5 protein-coding genes and 1 pseudogene are annotated in these 5107 nt (G+C 64.9%); 4 read left to right on the top strand and 2 right to left on the bottom strand.

Annotated features, from left to right (window positions below; translation table 11 throughout):
• Positions 1-40 precede the first annotated feature (40 nt).
• Positions 41-553, top strand: coding sequence for a hemerythrin domain-containing protein (locus JOZ79_RS10010; protein WP_294073716.1), 513 nt, complete (start codon positions 41-43; stop codon positions 551-553).
• A 442-nt stretch (positions 554-995) separates the two neighbouring features.
• Here the strand turns inward: JOZ79_RS10010 and JOZ79_RS10005 are convergent, their stop codons facing one another.
• Positions 996-2147, bottom strand: a complete 1152-nt coding sequence (locus JOZ79_RS10005; protein WP_294073715.1) for an isovaleryl-CoA dehydrogenase — start codon at positions 2145-2147, stop codon at positions 996-998.
• Positions 2148-2327: 180 nt separating this feature from the next.
• On the opposite strand from JOZ79_RS10005, the pseudogene JOZ79_RS10000 reads away from it, so the two are divergent.
• The 3 genes and pseudogenes from JOZ79_RS10000 to JOZ79_RS09990 all read left to right on the top strand — a co-directional run bounded on the left by JOZ79_RS10000 (position 2328) and on the right by JOZ79_RS09990 (position 4663).
• Positions 2328-3521 (top strand): annotated as a pseudogene (locus JOZ79_RS10000) (acetyl-CoA C-acyltransferase).
• A 65-nt stretch (positions 3522-3586) separates the two neighbouring features.
• Complete coding sequence (locus JOZ79_RS09995; RefSeq protein ID WP_294073713.1) at positions 3587-3970, top strand: hypothetical protein; 384 nt, start codon at positions 3587-3589, stop codon at positions 3968-3970.
• A 183-nt stretch (positions 3971-4153) separates the two neighbouring features.
• Complete coding sequence (locus tag JOZ79_RS09990) at positions 4154-4663, top strand: hemerythrin domain-containing protein (RefSeq protein ID WP_294073711.1); 510 nt, start codon at positions 4154-4156, stop codon at positions 4661-4663.
• A gap of 114 nt (positions 4664-4777) precedes the next feature.
• Here the strand turns inward: JOZ79_RS09990 and JOZ79_RS09985 are convergent.
• Positions 4778-5107, bottom strand: a 330-nt coding sequence (locus tag JOZ79_RS09985) for a L,D-transpeptidase family protein (RefSeq protein WP_294073709.1), incomplete at its 5' end; no start/stop codon positions are given.

Raw genomic sequence — 5107 nt, 5'->3', positions numbered from 1 at the left:
CAGGCACTGATCTGGCAAGTCGCGACGCACGGAGGCGCTCATGGACATCACGCGATTGATCGAGGACGACCATCAGGAGCAGCGGCGGCTGTTCGCGCTGATCGACGACATTCCGGATAAGGAGACGGCCGCGCTGACGGCGGTGTGGGGCCGCCTGCGCGCGCTCCTCGATGCGCACGCGGAAGCGGAAGAGCGCTTTTTCTATCCCGAGCTGTTGAAGATCGGGAAAGGCGCGGGCGACAGCGACAGCGCCAAGGACGAGACCAAGGACGCGATCAAGGATCACAACGAAATCCGGGACGCCGGATCGGCGGTCGAGAAATGCAAGGTTGGCACCAAGGACTGGCGCGCCGCGGTGGCCGAAGCCAACAAGGCCAACAGCGATCACATGGCCGAGGAGGAGCGCCAGGGCCTCGCCGACTTCCGCCAGCACGGAACGCTGGAGCTACGCCAGTCGCTCGGCATCCGCTTCGCCGAGTTCCAGTCCAATCACCTCACCGGCGTGAATCCGGTCGACAAGGACCCGGACGAGTATGTGCGGGAGAACCAATGACGGAACCGTCGAGTGTTCGCTTCGGGCTATTGCAGTCGTTGGACGCGCGGCTAGAGTGGCTAAATGAGCCTTGCTGCCCAAGCAGTCACGGTGATGCTGGCGTCGCTGGTCTTATACATCGTAGCTCCCGTTCTACTGCTAGCGCGACGATGGTTCATCCGCGCGGGGTTCGCGATGTTGTTCGCTGCGCTGCTCCCTCTGCTGTGGCAGGGTTTCTTCTCTGATGACGATGCTCCGGGTTTCGCGCTGCTGTTCCTACTCGCCGCCCCAATTCCGCTCCTCCTGATTGGCGTCGGCGTTCTACGCTTGGTCACCCGAACAGCGCGCCGATGGCGGAACCAGCGGACGCAAAGAAGAGCGGGCTTGTAAGAAGTACACGTCGCAGCCTGCCGGTGGTCAGTGTCAGCTTTCCACGCAAAGCAGACATTAGCTCGCGCCTCGCTCAGGCCCCCACCAACTCCCGCCCGATCAGCATCCGCCTGATCTCATTCGTCCCCGCGCCGATGTCGAGCAGCTTGGCGTCGCGGTAGTAGCGCTCAACCGGCCAGTCCTTCGTATACCCAGCGCCGCCCAGCGCCTGCACCGCCTCATTGGCGACCTTCACGGCGTTTTCGCTGGCCAGTAGGATCGCACCGGCGGCGTCGAAGCGCGTCGTCTTGCCGGCGTCGCACGAGCGCGCGACCTGGTAGACGTAGGCGCGGGCGCTGTTGAGCGCGACATACATGTCGGCGACCTTGGCCTGCATCAGCTGGAAGCTGCCGATCGGTTTGCCGAACTGCTTGCGTTCGCGGACGTAGGGCAGGACCGTGTCGAGGCAGGCCTGCATGATTCCGATCTGGATTCCCGCCAGCACGGTGCGTTCATAGTCGAGGCCGCTCATCAGGACTTTGACGCCTTCGTTCTCCTCGCCGAGCACGTTTTCCGGCGGGACGAAGCAGTCGTCGAACACCAGCTCGCAGGTCGGTGAGCCGCGCATTCCAAGCTTGTCGATCTTCTGGCCGATCGAGAAGCCGTCCATGCCTTTTTCGATGAGGAACGTCGTGATCCCGCGGCTGCCTTCGCCGGTCTTGGCGTAGACGACGAGCGTGTCGGCTTCAGAGCCGTTGGTGATCCAGAATTTGGTGCCATTGAGGCGGTAGCCGTTGCCCGATTTCTCGGCCTTGAGCTTCATTCCGACGACGTCGCTGCCGGCGCCGGCCTCGCTCATCGCCAGCGCGCCGACATGCTCGCCGCTGATCAGCCTGGGGAGGAAGCGCTGCTTCTGCTCGGGGTTCGCCCAGCGGCGGATCTGGTTGACGCAGAGGTTGGAGTGAGCGCCGTAGCTGAGACCGACGGATGCCGAGGCCCGCGCGACTTCCTCCTGCGCGACGACATGCTCGAGATAGCCGAGGCCAAGCCCGCCGTCCTCCTCCGCCACCGTGATCCCGTGCAGCCCAAGCTCGCCCATCTGCGGCCACAGTGCACGCGGAAATTCGTCCTTTTCGTCGATCTCGGCCGCGATCGGCGCGATCTTCTCGCGCGCGAAGCGCTCGGTGGTGTCGCGGATCGTGTCGGCCATTTCGCCGAGTTCGAAATCGAGGTGTGCGTCTGCCATGCCGGACCGCCTAGCATCGCCGTTTGAACAAGGCGAGCGGACTGCCTATGTGCGCTGCAACACATCCTCCCCGGAACGGGGAGGGGGACCACGTAGCGCAGCGAAGTGGTGGAGGGGTCCCCCTCCGTCAGTCCTTCGGCTGCCACCTCCCCTTCCGGGGAGGATGTAAGGAGCTCGAAAATGGCCACCACCGCATCCGATCCCACCGTCATCCTGTCGATCGCCCGCACCCCGATGGGCGCGATGCAGGGGGCGCTTGCCGATGTCAGCGCGACCGACCTCGGCGCGACGGCGGTGAAGGCGGCGGTCGAGCGTGCGGGCGTTTCCGGCGAGGACATCGACCGCATCTACATGGGCTGCGTGCTTCCGGCGGGTCTCGGCCAGGCGCCGGCGCGGCAGGCGGCGATCAAGGCGGGGCTTCTCTAGACGGTGCAGGCGACCACCGTCAACAAGGTCTGCGGCTCGGGCATGCAGACGGTGATCATGGGCGACGAGGCGATCCGCACCGGCAACGCCGACGTGATCGTCGCGGGTGGCATGGAGTCGATGACCAACGCGCCCTATTTGCTGAAGAAGCATCGCTCGGGCGCTCGCATCGGCCACGACACCGCCTACGACCACATGTTCCTCGACGGGCTCGAGGATGCCTATGAGGAAGGCCGCGCGATGGGCAGTTTCGCCCAGTGCACCGCCGACGAATATCAGCTGACCCGCCAGCAGATGGACGATTACGCCATCGAGAGCCTGCGCCGCGCCAAGGACGCGATCGACAAGGGCGGCTTCAAGGACGAGATCGTGCCGGTGACGGTCAAGAGCCGCGCCGGCGAGACTCAGGTCGACACGGACGAAGCGCCGGGCCGCGGCCGCCCCGACAAGATCCCGCAGTTGAAGCCCGCCTTCGCCAAGGAAGGCACGATCACCGCCGCGACCTCGTCGTCGATTTCGGACGGCGCGGCAGCCATCGTCCTGACCAGCGAATCCAACGCCCGCGACAAGGGCCTCAAGCCGGTCGCGCGCATCGTCGCCACCGCCGCTCACGCGCAGGAGCCGGCTCAGTTCACGGTCGCTCCGATCGGTGCCATCCACAAGGTGCTCGAAAAGGCCGGCTGGTCGGCGAGCGACGTCGACCTGTGGGAAGTCAACGAGGCCTTCGCCTGCGTCGCCATGTTCGCGATGAAGGACCTTGGCATCGATCATTCCAAGATCAACGTCCACGGCGGCGCAACCGCGCTCGGTCACCCGATCGGCGCCAGCGGGACGCGAATCCTGGTGACGTTGATCAACGCGCTCAAGCAGACCGGCGGCAAGCGCGGCGTTGCGAGCCTGTGCATCGGCGGCGGGGAAGCGACCGCGGTCGCGGTGGAGCTGGTTTAACAGTTCATTCGCGGCCACGGCTGATTGGTGCTAATCGGCGACTCCTCGAAAAGGGGAGAAAACCGATGCGTCTGACCATCTGTCTGATCGCCGCGCTTGCGCTCGTTCCAGCCGCAACGCCTGTCGGTGCCAAGGCCGCTGCAAAGCCGGCCGCGTTTGACATCAATCACACGACCTGGACCTTCACCGAGAAGGGCAAGGCCTATCGCGAGTCGATCGACGAGAGCGGCAATTACGTGACCCACATGGGCGGGAAAGAGGTCGATCACGGAAGCGCCGTGATGAAGGACGGAAAGGCCTGCTTCACCAGCGCCGTCGACAAGGAAGGCGAGGAGTGCTGGACGACGAGGCCGGTCGCTGTCGGTCATTCGATGACGACCCACAACGACAAGGGCCGGAAGCTGACGGTCCATCGCGTCGCCTACGTCGGGATGAAGACGACGAAATAAGGGGGCCGCGGCCGGAACCGCTGGTTGTCGATCGACGGTTCCGGTCGTTCCGCAAAGTCGAACTTCAACGACGCCGCGTGGCTATTCGCGGCGACGGTGCCGAGCGCGTAAATTCAGCCTCTCGCGGCAGGAACATCCGAGCCATTGCGTTGGTTTCCTGTCCTAAATCAGGAGGACCCATCAATGGCCGATACCCAGGACGCGATTGCACTGCTCAAGGCGGACCACCGCAAGGTCGAGGAACTGTTCGAGGAATTCGAAAGCGCCAAGGGCGACGGCCGCAAGGAGAAGCTGGCGCGGCAGATCTGCCTGGAGCTGACGGTCCACACCGCACTGGAGGAGGAGATCTTCTATCCTGCCTGCGAAGGCAAGGTCGAGGAGGACCTGCTCAAGGAGAGCTTCGTCGAGCATGACGCGGCCAAGCTGCTGATCGCCGAGATCGAAGCCGGGAATGGCCAGACCGACGATTTCTTCGACGCCAAGGTGAAGGTGCTGTCCGAGGAAATCGAGCACCACGTCCAGGAAGAAGAAGAGCGCGGCAAGGGCCTGTTCGCCCAGGCGCGCAAGGCCGATATCGACCTCGACGCACTTGGCGCCCAGCTTGCGACTCGCAAGGCCGAGCTGATGGCCAACTACAAGGCGTCCGGCGTCCCGCAGCCCGAGCTGACGACGATGGACGAGGTCAAGATCTAGCAGGGAGTAGGGCCGGCCGGGCGCGGCGGCCGGACCTCCACGCCCAAACGCAATGCGGCGGGAGCGCCCAGTAAGGTGCTCCCGCCGCTTTTGCGCGCGAAGGGGGGACGCGCGCTAGTGGAGTGCCGCCACCTGCATGCCGCCCTGCATGCCGCCCTGCTGTCCGGCGTCGCGGCCGTAGATGTCGTCGGCGAGCGTCAGCTGACCACCGTCGGCGTGCGCCGTCAGATAGGTGACGAAGACCGGCACCGGCTTGGGAAGCGCGACCTGCTGTTCCGGCGCGTCGGATGCGACCTCGGGATCGCGGCCAAGCAGCCAGCGGCCGAGGCGTGCCGCGTCCTGAAGGCGGACACAGCCGTTGGAAAGGTCGCGCTGGTCCTTGTCGAACAGGTCCTTCTCCGGCGAATCGTGCAGGTAGATGCCCTTGTCGTTGGCGAAGGCGAA

It is taken from the genome of Sphingomonas sp., assembly GCF_019242355.1.
In the GTDB taxonomy this organism is placed as follows: domain Bacteria; phylum Pseudomonadota; class Alphaproteobacteria; order Sphingomonadales; family Sphingomonadaceae; genus Sphingomicrobium.
The sequence above is the reverse complement of the archived record's forward strand: the minus strand, read 5'-3'. Positions and strand labels throughout refer to the sequence as shown.

What these genes read in the sequence shown, in the direction of transcription:
- JOZ79_RS10010 (WP_294073716.1), top strand. Translation starts at nt 41, where the DNA reads ATGGACATCACGCGATTGATCGAGGACGACCATCAGGAGCAGCGGCGG.
- JOZ79_RS10005 (WP_294073715.1), bottom strand. Translation starts at nt 2,147, where the DNA reads ATGGCAGACGCACACCTCGATTTCGAACTCGGCGAAATGGCCGACACG.
- JOZ79_RS09995 (WP_294073713.1), top strand. Translation starts at nt 3,587, where the DNA reads ATGCGTCTGACCATCTGTCTGATCGCCGCGCTTGCGCTCGTTCCAGCC.
- JOZ79_RS09990 (WP_294073711.1), top strand. Translation starts at nt 4,154, where the DNA reads ATGGCCGATACCCAGGACGCGATTGCACTGCTCAAGGCGGACCACCGC.